Origin of the sequence: Pelagibacterium nitratireducens (genome assembly GCF_037044555.1) — a bacterium.
In the GTDB taxonomy this organism is placed as follows: Bacteria; Pseudomonadota; Alphaproteobacteria; order Rhizobiales; family Devosiaceae; genus Pelagibacterium; species Pelagibacterium nitratireducens.
The window spans coordinates 2,310,273-2,329,487 of sequence record NZ_CP146275.1; the positions used below are offsets into that span (position 1 = coordinate 2,310,273).

Genomic DNA, 19,215 nt, shown 5'->3' on the forward strand with positions numbered 1-19,215 from the left:
TGCGAAGTCCTCGCAGTGCAGCGGCCAAAATGAGCACAAGCAAAAGGCAATTCAGGCCGCGCGCGCAGTAAACGCAATTTTTGAACGCCTGACAATCGCTGCGGGCGGGACCGCGGCACCCCAAGACAAGGGACCTCAAAAGAGCCGCCGTTAACCAGGAGTTGACGGCCTCTGTTTGGTAGGCGTACGATCAAATCGTACTAGCAAGGGCCTTGTCTGCCGACGCTACTGTGCCGGCCAAACATTTCAAGGGAGAGAGCTAGTAACTTCAGGCTTTGGAGGAGGCCTCTTATGACCAGAACTAAGATTTTACTTGGCTTTTTGGCGGTCGCTGCGTCATCGGCATCATTGTTGGCCGTGCAGGCGGCAAGTGCCCAGGACAGCCCGATCGACAACCTCACACCGGTCACCGACGAAATGTTGGTCGATCCGCCCGATGGCGACTGGCTGATGTGGCGACGCACCTATGACGGCTGGGGCTACAGCCCGCTTGAAGAAATCAACAAGGACAATGTCGGCGATCTGCAGCTGGCCTGGGCCTGGGGCATGTCGCCGGGCGGACGGTCGCAGGAAACCCCGCTGGTTCATGACGGTATCTTGTACCTGCAGAATTCGACCCACCTCATCCAGGCCCTCGACGGGGCCACGGGCGACTTGATCTGGGAGTATGAATACGAGCTGTCCGAAGGGACCAACCCCAGCGGCCAGCGGTCCAAGGCGATCTATGAAGACAAGCTGATCATCGCAACCCGCGATGCCCATCTGGTCGCGCTCGACGCCAAGACCGGTCAGTTGATCTGGGACAAGCAGGTCGCCAATCCTGAATTTGGCTACAGCTTTTCGAGCGGGCCGATCGTGGCGAACGGCGTTGTCGTTCAAGGCATGACCGGCTGCGGCGGCGGACAACCCGGCGGCTGCTTTATCACCGGTCACGACGTCGAGACCGGCGAGGAGCTGTGGCGCGTCAATACGATCGCGCGTGGCGATACGGCCGAAGGCAACAGCTGGAACGGGCTTCCCGTGGAAAGCCGCCACGGCGGTTCGGCCTGGATCAGCGGGTCTTACGATCCCGAACAGAACCTGATCTTCGCCGGTGTGGGTCAGCCCTACCCCTGGATTGCCGAGATCAGCGGGCTGCTGCCTGAAAGCTCGGAAGAAGGCGTTACCAACGACGCTCTCTACACCAACTCGACCCTGGCCATCGTGCCGGAAACGGGTGAGCTGAAATGGTATCACCAGTACCTGCCCAATGACTCGCTCGACCTCGATTATGTCTATGAGCGCATGCTCATCGACCTGCCGTTCAATGGCGAGGACCGTCAGATGGTGGTGACGACCGGCAAGCTCGGCATCATCGAAGCCATTGACCGGGTATCGGGCGAATGGCTGTGGGCTCAGGAAACCGTGCCCCAGAACGTGGTGGCCTCGATCGATGAGGAAACCGGCGAAAAGACCATCAATCCCGACACGATTCCCCATATCGGGGAGACGACGTTCAACTGTCCGGCCGATCCTGGCGGACGGGCCTGGCAGGCGACAGCCTACAGCCCGCGCACCCAGATGCTCTATCTGCCGACAGTCGAGTTCTGCTCGAACACGACGCCGAACCCGCTCGATCCGGGCGAAATCTACACCGGCGGCGGCATGGCGACCTTCGCCCGTGTGCCCCATCCCGATGGTGACGGCAATATCGGCCAGGTCCGTGCGATCGACATGACCGACCAGTCCGAAGCCTGGCAGTACCGCCAGCGCCCGGCAGTCACCAGCTCGACGCTGCCGACCGGCGGTGGGGTGGTGTTCGTGGGCAGCCTGGACCGCAAGTTCATGGCGCTCGACGACGAAACCGGTGAAGTGCTGTGGGAAAGCGGACCTTTGAGCAACTCGCTCGAATCCTTCCCCATCAGCTACGAAGCTGACGGCAAGCAATATGTTGCCGTCGTTGCGAACTGGGCCTCGGGTCTGGGCCGTCTTGCTTCGCTGACCCCGGACATCCGGCTGCCACCGGACAATCCGGCAACGCTGTATGTGTTCGCACTTCCCGACTGATCGGAAGGTGTAATCTGAGAAGTGGGGCGGGCACGGAAATTTCCGGTCCGCCCCGCCTCTCTTAAGGAGGCCCGGTTTCGAAACTGTCTGTTCTCCACACCGATCGCTTCCCCGGCGAAAGCCGGGGCCCATGGGGGGCCGCCGCAAGCGATGGTGGCTCGCCTCTTGCTGCTAGACCCCGGCTTTCGCCGAGGAAGCGAAGAGAGGGAGGGCGATCCGTATTAAGGGAGCTCGAACTTGCCCATTGCTTTGCGCTCGACATTACCGCTTTTGTTCTCGGCGCTAGCCATGCTCGCAACGAGCACCGCCCCCGCGCAACAGCCCGAATTCTATGACGTGCCCTTCGCGCCCGGCCAGTGGAACATCGGCCAGCCGCTCGATGCGTCCCATCTGCGCTATTGCATCGACGAGCGCGACCCCGACTGGGAGATTGCTGGCGATATCGCCGATGCCATAGCGGCGGGGTTGCTGCTCGAGCCACAGCGCTATGTGGTGCAAAGTGACATGGTGCGTGAAGACATCACCAAAATCTACCAGACCCTGCTCGAACATTGCGACGTTCAGATGGGCTTCAAGCTCATCCCGGACGGTCTGCCCGAATGGGTGATCGCCACCCGGCCCTACTATGAAGCCGAGTATGTTTTCGCGACCACCGACCCCTCCATCGAGACGCTCGGTGATCTGGCACCGGCAACCCCCATCGCGGCGACGATGGGAACGTCGGCTCACCTGCAATTGTTCACCTATGTCCAGACGCTGGCGCCCGAAGAGCGTTTGCGGGTCTTTCCAATGGGCACCAACGAGCTTTCTCTCGATTCGCTGCTCAACGGCACCGCTGACGTGGCGCTGGTCTGGGGACCCAGCCTGTGGGCAGCGGAACGCGAAAATCCCGATCTGCCTCAATTGCACCTGGTCGACCCCAGCCCGATGCGGCCCACGACCCTTGGCGTGGCCGGACTGTTGCTCTCGCAGAACACCTATCTGCGCACCGCCATCGACCAGGCGATTGCTGCGCTGACAGCGGATGGCACGATTGGCGCCATCCTCGAGAATTACGATTTTGCGGCTACGCCGGCCCGGTGAACGGCCGGCCCCCGGCCCCTTACTTCTGGACGATCAGGTTGTTGAGCGATTCCATGTCCGAGGGGAGCGGTTCGCCGTCCGGAAAGCCGTTTTCCTGGAGAATATAGGCCATCAGATCGGCATAAACCTCGGGCGTATAGCGGCCCGGGGCATTGGGCGGCATCAGGGCGCTCATAAACCCGAACATCGCCGAGGCGGGCGCGCCATCGGCGAATTTCTGTTCGAATGCCAGGCCGCGCAGGGGCGGCCCCCCGATCAGCCCGCCGCGCAGGTCGTCGCCGTGGCAGTCTTCACAGTCTCTCTCAAATCTCTCTTCGCCGCGATCGGCTTGTTCGGACGAATAGTGCACAGGGCTGGTGGTGCTCTCGTCCTGCGCATAGCCCTGGACCGGAAGCGACAGCCCTGAGGCAAAAAGCCCCCCGCTCAGAACCAGCACCGCGACAGGGCTGCGAGTAAACATAGTCATAAATTTCCTCCCTTTGCAGACCAGCTGCCACAGAGGCCAATCATGAGAGAAGGCATCTTCAACTGGGGCGAGATGGTCCTTGCCTGCCCAGAATGGGCCGACACGAAGGGCATTTGCAAGCACTATATCGATGGCCGGAGCGTGCCGTGACCGAAGATCGGCATGCAGCGCAGTGGATGCCCGTTCAGAGCGCCAGTGGCTGCGCGCCGAGCCGCGATACCGCCCGCGCGCCTGCCGCAATGGCGGCGGCCATGGCGCCAGCCGGCGTTTCTCCGCGCAGATCGGCGGCAAGAAAGCCGGCCAGAAACGCGTCTCCGGCGCCGGTGGTATCGACGATTTTTACCGCCTCGGCCGGCAGCGCGATGGTGTCCATACCTCTTGCGGCGTAGATGGCCCCTTCCCCGCCGCGCTTGAGCACCACACGGGGAAAGATATCGAGCAGAGCCGCGATCTGGCGATCAGGGTCGGTCTGCCCGGTCAGAAGTTGAGCCTCGTCGGCGTTCGGGAAGATGATTTCGGCATCTTGCGCCCAGCCAGGAAAATTGCCGGGCCCTGCCGCTGCAAGAAAGCCCGTGGAGGCCGGGTCGATGCTCACCGGAATATCTCTTGCCTTGGCCCGCGCGGCGAGCGCCATGACGGCGGCGCGGGGTTTTACCTCGAACAGGGCGTAGCCCGAGATGTGCAGGCGATCCATGCCCTCGAGCAGTTCGAACGGCAGATCGGTTTCACCCAGATGGGCATTGGCGCCGCGGTCGGTGAGAAAGCTGCGCTCGCCATCGGTATCGACCAGACAGATGAGCGACCCCGTGGGGTTGGCTTCGTCCCCCGCCAGATGGGCGGCGACGCCCTGTCCTTCGAAATGACGGCCGAGCCGGACCAGGTCGGAGGCTCCGACGCGGGCGGCGAAATGGGCATCGACGCCCATTGCGGCCAGCCATACCGCCTGATTGGCGCCCGATCCTCCCGGCATCTGCCGGATTGTTGCCGGCGTATCGGTGCCGCGCGCCACCGGCCCTTCAGGCACAGCCAGAATATCGGTGATGACGTCGCCGACAACCAGGATACGGCCCGTCATGGTCAGTGACGCTTGACGAGGGCGGCGGCGATCTGCGCGGCGACCTTGGCGTTGTTCTTGACCAGGGCGATATTGGCCACCAGCGATTTGCCGTCCGTCAATTCGAAAATGCGGTTGAGCAGATAGGGGGTGAGATCCTTGCGGGTAACGCCCTGCGCCTCGGCATCGGCGATGGCGGCGGCGATGCGCTCGTTGATCTCGTCGGCATCGAGCGCGTCGGCCTCGGGTATCGGGTTGGCGACCAGAACACCCCCAGTCATGTTCAGCGCCGCCTGCGTCGCGATCAGGGCCGCAACCTCCTCGGGACTGTCGAGCCGGTAATCGACCCCATACCCGCTTTCGCGCGCGAAGAACGCCGGGAAGGCGTCGGTGCCATAGCCGATAACCGGAACGCCATTGGATTCAAGCACTTCTAGGGTTTTGGGAATGTCGAGAATCGACTTGGCGCCCGCGCAGACCACCGCCACCGGGGTTTGCGAGAGTTCGGTCAGGTCAGCGGAAATATCGAATGTGGATTCGGCACCGCGATGCACGCCGCCGATCCCTCCGGTGGCGAACACCTTTATGCCCGCCATCGCCGCGATCTGCATCGTGGTGGCGACGGTCGTCCCGGCGGTCAGACCCTTGACCAGAATGGCCGCAAGATCGCGCCGCGAGGCCTTGGCTGCATCCAGACCCGTCTTTGCCAGTGCCTCGAGCGTCTCACCCGCGACGCCCACATGGCACCTGCCGCCGATAACCGCGATGGTGGCCGGCACCGCGCCATTGTCGCGCACCACCTGCTCGACGGCCAGCGCCGTCTCAAGGTTCTGCGGATAGGGCATGCCGTGGGTGATGATCGTGGATTCAAGCGCCACGACCGGCTGACCATCGGCCAGCGCGTATTTGATCTCGGGAGAGATTTCGAGGAAATCGGACATGAAAGGACCTTGTGCGTTTGCGCGATGCAAACCACAGCTTTGGGGGATGCGCAAGCGCCGTCGGGCCTGGCTGGTCAGCGCCGCGGCAGGGTGGCGAAGAAATCGGCGTAGCCGCCGGCGCGGACTTTCTCGAGAACGGTCGAGAGGTCGTCGAGGGGATTGAGAGAATAATCAATCCGCACGTCGATGGCCGGATAGGGTTGGTCGGAATAGGTCTTTATCGCCGCCGACTGGATGCCGCGCGCATCGCCGCCCGCCACATCGCCTGCGGTGAGCGCGGCAAGCAGGCGCAGCTCAAGCGGGCCGCCGGCGCGCGCAAACGCTTCGGCCATGGCGGGGACGACATCTGTGTTGGCGAGGAGATTTCCGGCGATGGCGATGTCGGTTTGCAGATGCAGGCCCACCGCCTCGGTCAGTCCCTGCCCGCTCCAGCCGGCCGTTGCGCCGGTGCGGTCCATGACGATCAACTGCCGCCGGTCGCGTTCGGAATCGGCGGTGGTCAGCGCATAGACCACGGCCTCGGCGCCCTGCCCGGCGTCCAGCGCCGCCAGCCCGTCAAAGGCATAAAGCGGGTTGGTGTAGCCTTGCGTTGCCAACGCCCCCACCCCGGCCCGCGCGTGCGGCACCAACGAGCCGACGGCCGGCCCGCCCGTCGCCGTTGCGACACCGAACGAACCGTTTGTACGGTCATGGGCGAGAATTGAGAACGTCATGGGCAGTTTTTCTCCCTGATTGAATTTATAGCGATAAATGTATTGCCATGTCCATTTATGCTGATAAATTCATTAGGAGACCAGCGCCTCCAAGGCAAGCTCCGGGGGCCAAGTCAGAACCGGGCAACGATCCGGAATACGTAATTAAGTCGTCGCGTTCCCGAACCGAAAAAGTGGGAGCCACTTTTTCTCGGAACGCCAGAAGCTGCCAAATCGCGTTCCCGAACCGGAAAAGTGGGGGCCACTTTTTCTGGGAACGCTCCAAAGGAGAGGTTATCATGAAGAAGCTTTTAGCCGGGGCCGCAATCGCCGTGCTCATGGCCGCATCGCCGGTTGTTGCACAGACCCCGCCCAATGTCCTGATCGTGGGCCAGATCGCCGAGCCCCAGACGCTCGATCCGCAGGTTTCCACCGCGGCCAACGATTTCCGCATTCTGACCAACATGTTTGAAGGCCTTGTGCGCTTTGCCGAAGGCACGCTGGAAGTCGAGCCGGCCCTGGCGACGGACTGGACCATTTCCGATGACGGGCTGGTCTATACCTTCACCCTGCGCGAGGGCGTCACCTTCCACGATGGCACCCCGTTCAATGCCGAGGCGGTCAAGTTCACCTTCGATCGCATGCTCGACGAGGAACACCCCTATTACGATACCGGCCCCTTCCCGCTTTCGTTCAATTTTGCCGACGTGACCTCGGTGGAGGTGCTCGACGAGTACACCGTCGAATTTACCCTGGGCACCCCGTTCGCGCCGTTCATGACCAATCTCGCCACCAACACCGGCGTCATCGTGTCCCCGACCGCCGTTGCCGAATATGGCGAGGATTTCGGGCGCAATCCGGTGGGCACCGGCCCGTTCAAATTCGAGGAATGGCAGTCCAACACCCGGGTCGTGGTTTCACGCAACGAGGATTATTGGGGCGATCCGGCCGGCATGGAAACCGTGGTCTTCCGCCCGATCACGGACGCCAACACCCGCGTTGCCGAAATGCTTTCGGGCGGCATCGACATCATGGTGGAAGTGCCCCCCGACAACGTCTCGATGTTCGCCGAGGACCCCAGCTTTACCGTTTATGACGCCGTTGGTCCGCACACATGGTACGTGATGCTCAACGCCAAGGAAGGCCCGTTTGCCGATCCGCTGGTGCGCCAGGCCGCCAACTACGCGGTCAACAAGGAAACGCTGGTCAACGACGTGCTTTCGGGCACTGCCGACGTATCCGCCGGCCCCATCCCCCCGGCTTTCGCCTGGGCCTATAACGATGCCGTCGAGCCCTACCCCTACGATCCGGAAATGGCCGAGCAGCTGCTCGAAGAATCCGGGGTCGAAGATCTTTCGGTCACCTTCTATGTCACCGAAGGCGGCTCGGGCATGCTCGATCCCATCCCGATGGGCACGGCGATCCAGGCCGATCTCGAAGCCGTCGGGTTCGATGTCGAAATCGAGACCTATGAGTGGAACACCTTCCTTGCGAACGTGAACCCGGGTCTCGAAGGCAAGGCGGACATGGCCGAAATGGCCTGGATGACCACCGATCCTGATACCCTGCCCTTCCTCACCCTGCGCACCGCCGCATGGCCGGAAGACGGCGGGTTCAATTCGAGCTATTATTCCAATGTCGATGTCGACGAAATGCTCGATCAGGCCCGCATGGAAACCGATCCGGAAACCCGCGCCGCGCTCTATCGCGACGTCCAGCAGGTCGTTCATGACGATGCGCCCTGGATCTTCGTTGCCAACTGGAAGCAGAACGCGGTCTCCACGGCCAATGTGCAAGGCTTTGAACTCCAGCCGGACTTCAACCTGCTCCTACGGACCGTGACCAAGCAGTAGCGGCCTTGGGGGTGGGGCTGCCGGCCAGGCGCTTGCGGCCCCGCCCCACCGCTCGCTCACCCACCAATGTCATCCCGGGCGAAGACCCGGGACCCAGTACCCGGCAGCCTTCGTGCTAATCCACAAGCGCTGCCGCATACTGGACCCCGGCTCAGGGCCGGGGTGACCAAGGGGGGCATAAAGCACCGCTCGCTTCCCCAACGAAACGAGCCCCCGCCGCAAAAGAGGAAATGCAGACATGCCCGGCTATATCCTCAAACGCCTCGTCTCGGCCATTCCCGTCATCATCGGGCTGTCGGTGATCGTGTTCGGCATCATGGCGCTGATCCCCGGCGATCCGGCGCTGGCCATTCTGGGCTCATATGCCACCCCCGAAAACGTCGCCCGCATCAATCGCGAACTTGGGCTGGACCGCCCGGTCTGGGAGCAGTATTTCGTCTGGGTGGGGAATCTGGTGCAGGGCGATTTCGGGCGCTCGTTCATCCTCAACCGCCCGGTGATCGATGAAGTGCTCGAACGCTTCGGCGCAACGCTGATCCTGGCCGGTGCCTCGCTGGTGCTGTGCTCGATCCTGGGCATTTTCGCCGGGGTCGTTTCCGCCGTCCGCCAGTTCGGCTGGACCGACCGGATCGTTACCTTTTTTGTCCTGATCGGCATTTCCACCCCCGCCTTCTGGTTGGGGCTGATCTTCATTCTGCTGTTTGCCGTGCAATGGCGCGTGCTGCCCGCTTCGGGCATGTACGCGGTCTATGGCGGGGGCGACCTGCCCGACCTTCTGATCCATCTGATTTTGCCCGCCACCACGCTGGCCATCGTCGCCACGGGCGTCATCGCACGTCTCACGCGGGCGGCGATGCTCGAAGTGCTGCGCCAGGATTTCGTCCGCACCGCCCGCGCCAAGGGCCTCAATGAACGCGCGGTGATCTATCGCCACGCGTTCAAGGCGGCGCTGGTGTCGATCATCCCGGTGATCGGCATTCAGGCCGGGTTCGTCATGGGTGGTGCCGTTTATATCGAGACCGTGTTCCAGTGGCCGGGCATCGGGGCGATGCTGGTCAACGCCATTTCCACCCGCGACATCCTTCTGGTGCAGGGCGGCGTGCTGGTGGTTGCCGTCACATACGTGCTCATCAATCTTCTCGCCGACGTGGCGCAGGCCATTCTGGACCCGAGGCTCAAGACATGACCCAGGCAATCGCGACCGCAGACAATGCGCCTTCGTCGGCCCGGCTCTCAAGCTGGAGCCTGTTGCTCAACAACCGGCTGGCAGCCGGCGGGCTCGTCGTTCTCGTTCTGATCGGCGCCATGGCGCTGCTCGCCCCGCTCCTGCCCATCCCCGACCCTGACGCCACCCTGCCCGCCAACCGGCTGCAGCCGATCTTTTCGGATGGCCATTTTCTGGGCACCGACCATCTGGGCCGCGATATTCTCGCCCGGCTCATCTGGGGTTCGCGGGTCTCGATTGCCGTGGGGCTATCCGCCACGCTGATTGCGGCGCTGATCGGCTCGCTGATCGGGCTGGTTTCGGGTTACGCGCGGGGCATCACCGACAACATATTGATGCGCGGCATCGATATGCTGATGGCCTTTCCCTATATCCTGCTCGCCCTGGCCATCGTTGCCGTGCTCGGGCCGGGGCTGCTCAATGCGCTTTACGCCATTGCCGTCGTCAATATCCCCTTCTTTGCCCGTAACGTTCGCGGCATCACCGTGGGGCTGGCCAGCCGCGAATTTGTCGATGCGGCCCGGCTTTCGGGCAAATCGCATACGGCGATCCTGTTTTCCGAAGTGCTGCCCAACGTGTTGCCGGTCATCGTCATCACAATGTCGACGACCGTGGGCTGGATGATCCTTGAAACCGCAGGGCTGTCCTTCCTCGGGCTCGGCGCGCAACCACCCCAGTCCGATCTGGGCTCCATGCTGGGCGAAGGCCGGCGGCTATTGTTCAATGCGCCCCATGTTTCGATCATTCCCGGGTTGATGATCTTTGCCATCGTCATGAGCATCAACCTGCTGGGCGATGGCGTCCGCGACGTGCTCGATCCGCGCCTGCGGGCCGGCGATCTCACCCGCCCGCTTTCGGTGACGCGGATCGAGCGCAAAAAGGCTGCCGAGTCCCAGGACAAGGCAACTGCCATTCTCGACGTCCGCAATCTCGAAACCAGCTTTCAGCGCGGCCGGGCCACCATCCCGGCGGTCAAGGACATCTCCTTTACCCTCAACAAGGGCGAATGCATGGGGCTGATCGGGGAGTCCGGGTCGGGCAAGTCCGTCACTGCCCTATCGCTGCTCGGGCTTGTCGCCTCTCCGCCAGGCATCATCACCGGGGGTTCGGTATCCATCGAGGGCGAGGACGTCTTCTCGCGGTCCGAAAGCGGCATCCGGGCGCTGCGCGGCTCCAAGGTCGCCTATGTGTTTCAGGACCCGTTGACCACGCTTCATCCGCTCTACAGGGTCGGTGAGCAGATCGCCGAAGCCATCACCACCCATCAACCGGTCGGCAAGAGTGAAGCCAAAGAGCGGGCTATCGCTTTGATGGAACAGGTGGGCATCCGCGATGCCGCCGAGCGGGTCGATGCCTTCCCGCACGAAATGAGCGGCGGGCAGCGCCAGCGCATCGGCATTGCCATGGCGCTGGCCAACGATCCTGACATCATTATCGCCGACGAACCGACAACGGCTCTGGACGTCACCGTCCAGGCCAAAATTCTCGACCTGCTTCAGAATTTGCGCCGCGAACGCGGCATGGCGCTGTTGCTCATCACCCACGATTTCGGGGTCGTCGCCCAGGTGTGCGACCGGGTCGCGGTGATGAAGGACGGCGTTATCGTTGAAAGCGGGACGACGCCGGACGTGCTGCGCGACCCCCAGCACGACTACACCAAAAAGCTCATCGCCTGCGTGCCCGAACTGGGCAAGGGCAAGGATTTCCTCGCCACTGTCCGGCCCCTGTTTGCGGAGGGCAAACCATGAGCAACGCCATCGTCGTAAAAGACCTGGTCAAAACCTTCGGGGGCAACCGCACCCTGTTTGGTGGCAAGAGCCACGCGGTTCAGGCCGTCAAGGGCGTGACGTTCGAGCTCAAACAGGGCGAAACGCTGGCCATCGTGGGTGAAAGCGGATCGGGTAAATCGACAATCGCGCGCATGCTGGTCGGGCTCGAAACACCGACCTCGGGCAGCGTCGAAATCGGCGGCAAAGCCTATGATGCGCTGCAATCGGAAGGCTCGCGGGCCTTCGGGCAGATGATCCAGTATGTGTTTCAGGACCCCGTCGCTTCCTTGAATCCACGCAAGACGATAGACAGGATTCTTGACGTGCCACTCAACCTGTTGCGCGGCTATGATGCCGACAGGCGCAAGGCGCGAAAACGCGACCTGCTCGACGCGGTGCAGATGCCCAAGGACACGCTGGAGCGCTATCCGCACGAATTTTCCGGCGGCCAGGCCCAGCGCATCGCCATTGCCCGCGCCCTGGCGGCGGAAGCGAAAATCATGGTTCTGGACGAACCGGTCTCGGCGCTCGACGTTTCGGTGCAGGCGCAGGTTCTCTTGCTGCTCGACGATCTCAAGCGCGAGTTCGGGCTGTCCTATTTGTTCATCAGCCACGATCTGGCGGTCGTGGAATCGGTCTCGGACCGGGTCGCGGTCATGTATCTGGGCGAGATGGTGGAACTGGACACCGCCGAGAAACTGTTTGCCGCACCGGGTCATGACTATACAAGGGAGTTGATTGCCAGCGCGCCCCGGCTGGCCGCAGCAGCCCAGTAAGATGTTCCCGACAATCGCGATATCCCCAATCATCCCATCCTCCCCACCGCCGTCATCCCGGGCGAAGACCCGGGACCCAGTAACCGGCAGCGTCGGCATTTCAGCCGCGAGACCTCAGTGTACTGGACCCCGGCTCAAGGCCGGGGTGACCGGGTGGGGGGTGGAGCAAAAGTTATGAACGCCCTAGACACCCCAATCCCCCTCCGCCGCAAGCGCACCGACGAAATCGTCGATGCGATCAAGAAGACCATCATCGAGCACGGGCTGCAGCCGGGAGACCGGCTGCCCCAGGAGCGCGAATTGATGGAGCAGTACACAGCGTCCAAGGGCACGATCCGCGAAGCGCTCAAATCGCTCGAAGTGCAGGGGCTGATCCGCACCCGCACCGGGCCGGGCGGCGGGGCCTTCATCGACACCATGTCGGAAAACCGGGCGATGAGCCTTTTGTCCAACTATCTGTTCGCCAAGACGGTGACGATTGGCGATATCTACGCGCTGCGCAAGGTGCTCGAACCGCTCGTTGCCGTGAGTGCGATGGCCAACATGAACGAAATGGCCTACGAGCGGCTCAATGGCATCATCGCAATCTACGATCACGAACCTGCCGATGCCCAGGAGCGCTGGGACCAGCGCATGGCCGAACTCGATTTCCACGCCGTGGTGGCAGAATACGCCGACAACGCCCTGCTCGCCTTCACCTGCCGCTTCCTGCAGCGGCTTTTGAAGGATCTGGCCGTCTGTCACGACATCTATGTCCAGCCCAAGCCCGTGCTGCGTGCGCAGGGGATTGAATACCAGCGCAAGATGATCGCCGCCATGCAGGCGGGCAATGCCGACGCCGTTCACAAGATCATGTCGGATCATATGGCCTACGCCGAGCGTTCCATGCTCGACCTGCAGGCCGAGTTGAACGGGGATTTCCTCCACGACCCCGTGGCCCGCGGTGGAACCGAGAAACGCAAAAAGAGCATTAAATGATCGACACCGGATACCTCCAGCGCTGTCTGGAGGACCTCGTCAACACCCCCTCACCGGTCGGGATGACCGAACGCGCCGCCGTCAAGGTCGCCGCATGGCTCGAAACCATGGGCTATCAGGTCAGCTACACCCGGCGAGGCGTCCTCAGCGTCACCATCGGCAATGGCCAACCGCGACGGGCGCTGGCGGCCCACATCGATACGCTCGGGGCCATGGTCATCGGCTTCCATCCCAACGGACGTCCAAAGCTGCGCAACACCGGAACATGGGCGGCGCGGTTTGCCGAAGGGGCGCGCTGCACGATCTTTACCGATACGGGAGAATTGCGCGGCACCATTTTGCCGCTCAAGGCATCGGGCCATCTGTTCAACACCGAAGTCGATACCCAACCGGCCGATTGGGACAATCTGGAAGTGCGGATCGACGCATTTTCGGAGGCGGACGGAATATTTCCGCAAAGTTCAGCAATGTCGGGTCACCGAGAGCACAAGTCCACACCTTTTGGCGTCAATGTTGGCGATGTTGTCGCCATTGATGCGCAGCCCGAATTCCTCGAAAACGGCTTCATCGTCTCGCGCCATCTCGACGACAAGGCGGGCGTTGCGTGCCTGCTCGCGGCGCTCAAACACTTCTCCGACGACGGTATTTCACCCTCCGTTCCTGCCCAGGTGATGTTCACGATTTCCGAGGAAGTGGGAATCGGGGGAACGCACGGATTTGGTGAGCAGGTTCAAGAACTTGTGGCCGTCGACAACGGCGTCACCGGCCCCGGCCAAACCACAAATGACGCCGCCGCAACCATCGCTTTCCGCGATCGGACCGGCCCGTTCGATCTGCCCATCACAAGGCACCTTCTCGCGCTGGCCCAGGCCAATGACATCGCCCATGTGCGCGACACGTTCCGCTCCTACCGCTCCGATAGCGCAGCGGCAATCGATGCGGGCTGGGATCTGCGGGTCGGACTGATCTGCTTTTCGCTCGACGCCTCGCATGGCTGGGAGCGTACGCATATCAAGTCACTGGAAGAACTGACGAAATTGATCATCGCCTATATCGGCAGCGAACTGGTTCCCCTGCCCGTCTGAATGGAACGCGCACCGCTTATCCCCGTTATCGCCCTATCTGTCATAATGGATGGGCGACCGGTGGTCACGCGCGCGGAATCGAAACAGGAGCAGGGCCCGTTTCCTTTGGGTCTGTTGCGCGGGGCGGGCGGCGCACTGATTTTTGCGCTGCCCATGCTTATGACCATGGAGATGTGGCAGCTTGGCATGACGCTGGACCGCTGGCGTCTGCTTGTTCTGCTTGTCACCGGCTTTCCGTTCATGATGCTGCTTTCGCGCGAGATCGGGTTCGAAAGCACCCGCGACTGGCGCCAGGATCTGCGTGATGTGACCATCGCCTATGGCCTCGGCATAGTCACCAGCGCAGCCGTCATGACCGTTCTGGCCATTTTCGGCAATCCGGCCAGCCTGAGCGAAACGGCGGGCATGATCGCAATTCAGACCTTTCCAGCGGCGCTGGGCGCCATGCTGGCCCGCGGCCAGTTCGGCGACGATTCCGAACCGGCAAAAAGGGACGAAACCTTCAACGGCCAGATGCTCATCATGGCTGCGGGAGCGCTTTTTCTCTCGCTCAACGTGGCGCCAACCGAAGAGATGCAACTTATCTCTTTCCGCATGACTCCGTGGCACGCGCTGGCGCTCATCCCGTTGTCTTTGGCGCTCATGCATGCCTTTGTCTTTGCTGCCTCCTTTGCCGGCGGCAGCGAAATCTCGCCTGAGACGCCGTGGTGGAGCGCGTTCCTGCGCTTTACGGTTTCGGGCTATGCGATGGCGCTGGCAGTCAGCCTGGCCAGCCTGTGGCTGCTCGGCCAGCTTGATGGGATGAGCTTGCAGCGCGCACTGCGCGTCACCGTCGTCCTCGGCTTCCCAGCAGCCATCGGGGCCGCCGCGGCCCGACTGATTCTTTAGGAGCGAAAGATGGCATCTGGCGCGAGACAATCAGGCGAGCGGATCGAATGGATCGTTGCGGCGGCAAGCGTGGTGCTTGTGCTGGCTCTGGCGGGCTTCATTGGCTTTGAGGCCCTGACCCGATCAGGCGGTGAGCCTCGGGTGGAACTCGCACTGGAAGACCGCCTGCCCATCGCAGACAGCCATGTGGCGAAAATCAAGGTCCGCAATCGCGGATATGTCACGATCTCGGATGTGGTGATCGAAGGGGTTGTTGCTCTGGAGAGCGGCGAGACCGAAACGGCCTCGGTCACGCTCGACTACCTTCCCGCGGAAGGCAAAACCGAGGTGGGGCTGGGGTTCTCGCAAGAGATCGATCCGGAGCGGCTCACGCTCCGGATCGCTGGCTATACTTATCCCTGAAGATCTGCCGGCAGCAGGGCGTCGGGGATGTTCTGATAGCTGACGGGCCGCAGGAAACGGCGGATCGAAAGCGTTCCGACCGAGGTATGCCCGAAATTGGTCGAGGCCGGGTATGGGCCGCCATGCACCATGGCATCGGCGACTTCCACGCCGGTCGGGAAACCGTTGGCCAGCACGCGGCCCGCCTTGCGCTCGAGGATGGGCATCAGGGAACGGCCCAAATCGGTATCGCCCGCATCCATGTGGATGGTACAGGTCAACTGCCCCTGCAACGACTTGGCGATCTGGCGCATCTGGTCGGCGTCCTTGACGGTTACGATCAGGCCGAGCGGGCCGAACACTTCTTCGCCGAGGTCGTGGTTGGCCAGCCAGGTGTCGCCATCGGTCTCAAACAGATAGGGTGTGGCGTTGCGCAGGTCGCAGGTCGAAGTCAACAGCTCCTGGACACCCTGTGAGGCGGCAATCCTGTCGCGGCCATCGCGAAATGCCTTGGCAATGCCGTCGGTCAACATTGTTTGGGGGCCGACTTCGGAGAGGGATGCCTTGGCGGTATCGATAAAGCTCCGGGCCTCATCGCCCTCGATCACCACGGCAATGCCGGGATTGGTGCAGAACTGGCCCGCACCCATTGACAGCGACCCGGCCCAGCCCTTGCCCATCTCCTCGGCCCGCGCCTTGAGTGCTTCGGGCAGAACGAACATGGGATTGACCGAGCCCAACTCGCCAAAGAACGGAATGGGTTCGGGACGGGCGGCGCACAGATCGTAAAGCGCCCTGCCCCCACCGAGCGAGCCTGTGAAGCCCACGGCCTTGATATCGGGGTGCTGGACCAGCGCCTGGCCAACCGAACGGTCACCGCCCTGGACCAGCGAAAAGACGCCAGGGTGAAGGTCAAGCTTCTTGCGTGCAGCATCGATTGCCTGCGCGACGATCTCGCCGGTGCCCGGATGAGCGCCATGGCCCTTTACGACAACAGGACAGCCTGCAGCCAACGCCGCTGCGGTGTCGCCACCGGCGGTGGAGAAGGCCAACGGGAAGTTGGACGCGCCGAACACGGCAACCGGGCCGATGGGACGCTGGACCATTTTCAGGTCAGGGCGCGGCGCGGGCTTGCGGTCGGGCAGCGCCGCATCGTGACGGCGATCGAGATAATCGCTCTTCAAAATGTGATCGGCAAACAGGCGCAACTGACCGGTGGTGCGGCCGCGTTCGCCTTCAAGGCGGGCGGCGGGGAGCCCGGTTTCCTGGGAGCCGATTTCGGTGATGTCGGCCCCGCGCGCCTCGATCTCGTCGGCGATCAGATTGAGGAACGCCGCACGATCCTCGCGCGACGAATAGCCATAGGACCAGAAGGCCGCTTCGGCGGCCTTTGCGGCTTGATCAACCAGTTCGGGCGTTCCGACCGCGAATTCGTGGCTCGGACCCGATGCGGGCTCGGATGCGAAGGTCCCCGCGCCGGAAACCCATTCGCCCGCGATCAGATGCTTGCCGGATGGGGTGAAACTCATGGAAAATCTCCGAAAATGGGGGTGGATGGCTGCTGAAAAGCGACCGAGATTAAGTATGATTTATTGTCCGCGGAGCCTTTTTACAACCCCGCAATTCGCGCCAGGTCATAAGTTTCCGCTCAGATACGGGCGGCGGTCCATTCCACGATCTGACGCAGGATGGCATCAAGCGCGGTGTTAAGGGCGGCGACGACATTGGCCTGATCGAGTGATGGCGAGGGAACATCGGCGCTGAAGGTCTGACTGGCAATCACCGTGCGGCTGCGGTCGCTGACGAGTTGTATGGCCAATGCCACGCGGGCCATTGCACCGCCGGCACTGGTATCGAGTTCAAAGGCACGGATATCTGTCGACAGGATCACATCGAGCGCGATGGGGTCGGTCGGCCTGCCGATATTGGTGACCCCTGCGTCGCGAAACGATTGCAGCATGCGGGTCTGGACGAGCAGCGGCAGAGTATCGGACCACTGGGACTCGCTAAGGTAGCTGAGAACGCCGCCCGGCTGGCGCACAACGATGCGCTGGGTATCGTATGTCGAAATGGTCGCAGGCTCACGCACAACGATAGTGCGGTTGCTCCGGCGCGGAACAGGGCCGGGAGCACCTGGGGTCAGATCGTAGGTGACGGGCGCGCTTGCGCCCAGACCAAGGCATCCGGCCAGGGTCGAGGTGAGCCCGATGGCAGACATCGAGAGAAAGGCGCGGCGGCCGATTTTATTACGCATCTGGCTCGTCCCTTGTTTAACTTTCTTTATCGCGTTCCCGAACCGGGCCGTTAGTCACGGCGCGAAATCGCGCACGGTTTCTCCACCAAACACCAGTGACTGAGGATTGCGTTCGATTTGTTGCATAACGCGGTTGAACAGCTCAAGGCTCCGTACTGCCTCGTTGGCGAGGGTCGTATAGGCGCCCAATCCGTTGTTGGTGAAATTTGAAAGTTCCGCCGACAGGGCCAGTGTGCGCTCGTCGAGCGCGTTGGCCAGACTTTCAATGGAATTGGCCGCAGTTGAAATGTCGGCGATCACCCGCTGGCCTTCAGGTGAGGCGGCGACGGTATTTAGCGTATCGGACAATTCGCGGATCGAGGTGGCGGCTGCGCTGAAGTCGGCAAACAGCGACTGGCCGTCGTCGGACGCGACCATTCCGTCCAAGCGGTCGATGAGTTGGCGCAGCGCTGTTGCCGTGGCACCAAATTCCTCGAACAGCATGCGGCCGTCCTCGGTGGTGATCATGCCGTCGATGCGGGCGATGATGGTATCGGCTCGCTCGGTGGCATTGCCCAGCGTTTCAGTGAAGGTGCGCGTGTTGGTGAGGATCTGATCGACATTGACGGCATTGCTGCCCAGCGCGGTCGAGAAGGAGTCGATATTGTCCATGGCGCGGGCAATGACGTCGGGGTCCACGGCCGCCGAAGCGCGATCGATCAGGTCCAGCGTGCCCTGCAGACCGTCCGAGACGCCCGAAAGGTTGGTGGCCAAGGAGCGGGCATCGTCAAAAAAGCCCTGGATGTTGTCCGTGTTATTGGCGAGCGTCTGGGCGAAGGCACCGACGTCTGCCACCGTCGAGCGAACATCCTCGGGGGGAATGGCCGCCACGATCTCGCGGACCTGAACAGTCAGATCGCGCAATTCGTCGGCAAGCGGACCGATGCGTTCGCTGGTCGCCGTCATCGACGACAGGAAGCCGTCGACACCCTCGGAGTTGGAGGCCAGCGCCGCAGAAAACGATTCAGCATTGGCAATCGTCCGCGAGAGGTTTTCGCGGTTGTCGGAAACCAGAAGCTCCAGCTCGGACAGCGTGGCAGTGGCGCTTTCGAGCGCCGTACTGACATTGGAAACGACGGTGTCGAAGTCCGAGCCCTCGCCTGCCCCCTCGACCAGACCTGCCAACCCGCTGGACAAATCGTCGATGCTGGCAAGGGTGGAGGTGAGCCGCTCTTCGTTGTCCGCAAAAAAGCTGTCGATGCGCTCGAAGGTGGATTCGGCGTTGGCGATGATGTCGCGCGCGCCTTCCATTATCAGTTGGAAGTCGGACGCCTCGCCCTGCATCACGGCGATCGTCTGGCCCGCCTGTGGTTCGAGCCGCCCCGCTTCAAGCGTGCCGCCGAGAAGCTGAATATTGGCAAAGCCCGTCAGCCCTTGCACCTCGAGTATGGCGCGGGTGTCGTTCATCACCGGAGCGTCTGCTTCCACCGCGATGCGCGCGAGGACCTGGTTGGGGTCCTCGGGATTGATGGAAACCGCTTCGACGGTACCGACCGGGAGGCCATTGAACAGCACATTGGTGCCCGGCGTCAGCCCCGTGACGGCGCCATCGAAGACGATGCGGTAGGCAGCGCGTTCGGTTACCTGTCCGGCGATCGAGAACCAGTAGACAAAGCCCATTAACCCAGCGATGACCAGGGTCACAAAGGCGCCGACGATGGCGTAGTTGGCCTTATTTTCCATCG

At 62.4% G+C, this 19,215-nt stretch carries 17 protein-coding genes; 10 read left to right on the plus strand and 7 right to left on the minus strand.

All coding sequences use genetic code 11. The features are described 5' to 3' along the window. Positions 1–291: 291 nt before the first annotated feature. Both V6617_RS11490 and V6617_RS11495 read left to right on the plus strand, forming a co-directional pair. Positions 292–2,046 (plus strand): pyrroloquinoline quinone-dependent dehydrogenase, encoded by a 1,755-nt coding sequence (locus V6617_RS11490; RefSeq protein WP_338607106.1) that lies wholly within the window; start codon positions 292–294, stop codon positions 2,044–2,046. 288 nt (positions 2,047–2,334) lie between these two features. Then, positions 2,335–3,129, plus strand: a complete 795-nt coding sequence (locus V6617_RS11495) for a transporter substrate-binding domain-containing protein (RefSeq protein WP_338607107.1) — start codon at positions 2,335–2,337, stop codon at positions 3,127–3,129. Positions 3,130–3,148: 19 nt separating this feature from the next. Here V6617_RS11495 and V6617_RS11500 read toward each other — a convergent pair whose 3' ends face one another. The 4 genes from V6617_RS11500 to V6617_RS11515 form a co-directional block, all read right to left on the minus strand. Next, the gene (locus V6617_RS11500; protein ID WP_338607108.1) at positions 3,149–3,595 is read right to left on the minus strand and encodes a cytochrome c; all 447 of its coding nucleotides are present in this window, start codon (positions 3,593–3,595) and stop codon (positions 3,149–3,151) included. Between the two features lie 184 nt (positions 3,596–3,779). Beyond that, on the minus strand, positions 3,780–4,670 hold the full coding sequence (locus tag V6617_RS11505; RefSeq protein ID WP_338607109.1) for a carbohydrate kinase family protein: 891 nt from the start codon (positions 4,668–4,670) through the stop codon (positions 3,780–3,782). 2 nt (positions 4,671–4,672) lie between these two features. Then, the gene (locus V6617_RS11510; protein WP_338607110.1) at positions 4,673–5,590 is read right to left on the minus strand and encodes a pseudouridine-5'-phosphate glycosidase; all 918 of its coding nucleotides are present in this window, start codon (positions 5,588–5,590) and stop codon (positions 4,673–4,675) included. 74 nt (positions 5,591–5,664) lie between these two features. Beyond that, the gene (locus tag V6617_RS11515; protein WP_338607111.1) at positions 5,665–6,303 is read right to left on the minus strand and encodes a DUF1028 domain-containing protein; all 639 of its coding nucleotides are present in this window, start codon (positions 6,301–6,303) and stop codon (positions 5,665–5,667) included. Between the two features lie 278 nt (positions 6,304–6,581). Between V6617_RS11515 and V6617_RS11520 the strand changes: the two genes are divergently transcribed. The 8 genes from V6617_RS11520 (at position 6,582) to V6617_RS11555 (ending at position 15,258) form a co-directional block, all read left to right on the plus strand. Further along, on the plus strand, positions 6,582–8,135 hold the full coding sequence (locus V6617_RS11520; protein ID WP_338607112.1) for an ABC transporter substrate-binding protein: 1,554 nt from the start codon (positions 6,582–6,584) through the stop codon (positions 8,133–8,135). Between the two features lie 238 nt (positions 8,136–8,373). Further along, on the plus strand, positions 8,374–9,321 hold the full coding sequence (locus V6617_RS11525) for an ABC transporter permease (RefSeq protein WP_338607113.1): 948 nt from the start codon (positions 8,374–8,376) through the stop codon (positions 9,319–9,321). Next, positions 9,318–11,108 (plus strand): dipeptide/oligopeptide/nickel ABC transporter permease/ATP-binding protein, encoded by a 1,791-nt coding sequence (locus V6617_RS11530; protein WP_338607114.1) that lies wholly within the window; start codon positions 9,318–9,320, stop codon positions 11,106–11,108. Before V6617_RS11525 ends, V6617_RS11530 begins: the two co-directional genes overlap by 4 nt. Beyond that, complete coding sequence (locus V6617_RS11535) at positions 11,105–11,905, plus strand: ATP-binding cassette domain-containing protein (RefSeq protein ID WP_338607115.1); 801 nt, start codon at positions 11,105–11,107, stop codon at positions 11,903–11,905. The genes V6617_RS11530 and V6617_RS11535 overlap by 4 nt, the downstream gene beginning before the upstream one ends. Before the next feature lie 174 nt (positions 11,906–12,079). Continuing rightward, the gene (locus tag V6617_RS11540) at positions 12,080–12,883 is read left to right on the plus strand and encodes a FadR/GntR family transcriptional regulator (protein ID WP_338607116.1); all 804 of its coding nucleotides are present in this window, start codon (positions 12,080–12,082) and stop codon (positions 12,881–12,883) included. Next, positions 12,880–13,968 carry an osmoprotectant NAGGN system M42 family peptidase gene (locus V6617_RS11545; RefSeq protein WP_338607117.1) on the plus strand — a complete coding sequence of 363 codons (1,089 nt, stop codon included), beginning with the start codon at positions 12,880–12,882 and terminating at the stop codon, positions 13,966–13,968. Before V6617_RS11540 ends, V6617_RS11545 begins: the two co-directional genes overlap by 4 nt. A gap of 60 nt (positions 13,969–14,028) precedes the next feature. Then, a complete protein-coding gene (locus V6617_RS11550; RefSeq protein ID WP_338607118.1) occupies positions 14,029–14,856 on the plus strand; it encodes a TIGR02587 family membrane protein in 828 nt (275 codons plus the stop codon). A 9-nt stretch (positions 14,857–14,865) separates the two neighbouring features. After that, complete coding sequence (locus V6617_RS11555) at positions 14,866–15,258, plus strand: hypothetical protein (protein WP_338607119.1); 393 nt, start codon at positions 14,866–14,868, stop codon at positions 15,256–15,258. On the opposite strand, the gene V6617_RS11560 is transcribed toward V6617_RS11555, so the two are convergent. The 3 genes from V6617_RS11560 to V6617_RS11570 form a co-directional block, all read right to left on the minus strand. Then, a complete protein-coding gene (locus V6617_RS11560; protein WP_338607120.1) occupies positions 15,249–16,766 on the minus strand; it encodes an aldehyde dehydrogenase (NADP(+)) in 1,518 nt (505 codons plus the stop codon). The two genes, V6617_RS11555 and V6617_RS11560, sit on opposite strands and share 10 nt — an antisense overlap. A gap of 119 nt (positions 16,767–16,885) precedes the next feature. Next, entirely contained in the window at positions 16,886–17,491 is a 606-nt protein-coding gene (locus V6617_RS11565; RefSeq protein WP_338607121.1) for an ABC-type transport auxiliary lipoprotein family protein, read from the minus strand. Between the two features lie 54 nt (positions 17,492–17,545). Then, positions 17,546–19,213, minus strand: coding sequence for an MlaD family protein (locus tag V6617_RS11570; RefSeq protein WP_338607122.1), 1,668 nt, complete (start codon positions 19,211–19,213; stop codon positions 17,546–17,548). Positions 19,214–19,215: the final 2 nt, after the last annotated feature.

What these genes read in the sequence shown, in the direction of transcription:
- V6617_RS11490 (WP_338607106.1), top strand. Translation starts at nt 292, where the DNA reads ATGACCAGAACTAAGATTTTACTTGGCTTTTTGGCGGTCGCTGCGTCA.
- V6617_RS11495 (WP_338607107.1), top strand. Translation starts at nt 2,335, where the DNA reads ATGCTCGCAACGAGCACCGCCCCCGCGCAACAGCCCGAATTCTATGAC.
- V6617_RS11500 (WP_338607108.1), bottom strand. Translation starts at nt 3,595, where the DNA reads ATGACTATGTTTACTCGCAGCCCTGTCGCGGTGCTGGTTCTGAGCGGG.
- V6617_RS11505 (WP_338607109.1), bottom strand. Translation starts at nt 4,670, where the DNA reads ATGACGGGCCGTATCCTGGTTGTCGGCGACGTCATCACCGATATTCTG.
- V6617_RS11510 (WP_338607110.1), bottom strand. Translation starts at nt 5,590, where the DNA reads ATGTCCGATTTCCTCGAAATCTCTCCCGAGATCAAATACGCGCTGGCC.
- V6617_RS11515 (WP_338607111.1), bottom strand. Translation starts at nt 6,303, where the DNA reads ATGACGTTCTCAATTCTCGCCCATGACCGTACAAACGGTTCGTTCGGT.
- V6617_RS11520 (WP_338607112.1), top strand. Translation starts at nt 6,582, where the DNA reads ATGAAGAAGCTTTTAGCCGGGGCCGCAATCGCCGTGCTCATGGCCGCA.
- V6617_RS11525 (WP_338607113.1), top strand. Translation starts at nt 8,374, where the DNA reads ATGCCCGGCTATATCCTCAAACGCCTCGTCTCGGCCATTCCCGTCATC.
- V6617_RS11530 (WP_338607114.1), top strand. Translation starts at nt 9,318, where the DNA reads ATGACCCAGGCAATCGCGACCGCAGACAATGCGCCTTCGTCGGCCCGG.
- V6617_RS11535 (WP_338607115.1), top strand. Translation starts at nt 11,105, where the DNA reads ATGAGCAACGCCATCGTCGTAAAAGACCTGGTCAAAACCTTCGGGGGC.
- V6617_RS11540 (WP_338607116.1), top strand. Translation starts at nt 12,080, where the DNA reads ATGAACGCCCTAGACACCCCAATCCCCCTCCGCCGCAAGCGCACCGAC.
- V6617_RS11545 (WP_338607117.1), top strand. Translation starts at nt 12,880, where the DNA reads ATGATCGACACCGGATACCTCCAGCGCTGTCTGGAGGACCTCGTCAAC.
- V6617_RS11555 (WP_338607119.1), top strand. Translation starts at nt 14,866, where the DNA reads ATGGCATCTGGCGCGAGACAATCAGGCGAGCGGATCGAATGGATCGTT.
- V6617_RS11560 (WP_338607120.1), bottom strand. Translation starts at nt 16,766, where the DNA reads ATGAGTTTCACCCCATCCGGCAAGCATCTGATCGCGGGCGAATGGGTT.
- V6617_RS11565 (WP_338607121.1), bottom strand. Translation starts at nt 17,491, where the DNA reads ATGCGTAATAAAATCGGCCGCCGCGCCTTTCTCTCGATGTCTGCCATC.
- V6617_RS11570 (WP_338607122.1), bottom strand. Translation starts at nt 19,213, where the DNA reads ATGGAAAATAAGGCCAACTACGCCATCGTCGGCGCCTTTGTGACCCTG.